Below are 395 nucleotides of genomic sequence, written 5' to 3'. Positions count from 1 at the left end.
GCAATTGCTTCGACACGATGCTCGTCATCGGATAGAGCCGCGTGCCGCTCCCGCCGGCAAGAATGATACCGCGCATATTCAACAACTTCCTTGATCAAGGCCCACAGGATCAAGGTCCGCAGGCGAGCGATTGCAATAGCCCCCGCCTAAGGCGCGGCAGGAGGCGAAACGAGAGGGGCGGAGCCGATGCCGGCACGCTCTGCCAGCAGGCGGGACACGCAGTCGCCGACCGAAGAGCGCCAATCGGGCAAGACGATGCCGTAACACTCCCGCAGCCTGGCGGTATCCAGCCTGGAATCGGCAGGGCGGCGTGCCGGCGTGGGATAGTCCCTGGTGGCGATCCGCCTGACGCGGGCCGAGGGGCCGCCTGCCGGGGCCGATGCCGCAAACACCGC

2 protein-coding genes are annotated in these 395 nt (G+C 66.8%); both read right to left on the bottom strand.

The window, feature by feature from the left end:
• A partial coding sequence (locus tag J8I29_RS29700; RefSeq protein WP_209434345.1) for a sugar phosphate nucleotidyltransferase occupies positions 1 to 76 on the bottom strand: 76 nt, incomplete at its 3' end.
• Positions 77 to 146: 70 nt separating this feature from the next.
• Positions 147 to 395 (bottom strand): sugar nucleotide-binding protein (locus tag J8I29_RS29695; protein WP_209434429.1); only part of this gene is annotated, 249 nt, incomplete at its 5' end.

The organism is Labrys sp. LIt4 (assembly GCF_017813775.1).
In the GTDB taxonomy this organism is placed as follows: Bacteria; Pseudomonadota; Alphaproteobacteria; order Rhizobiales; family Labraceae; genus Labrys; species Labrys okinawensis_A.
Note: the sequence above shows the minus strand (reverse complement) of the source record. Positions and strands in the feature narration are given on the sequence as shown.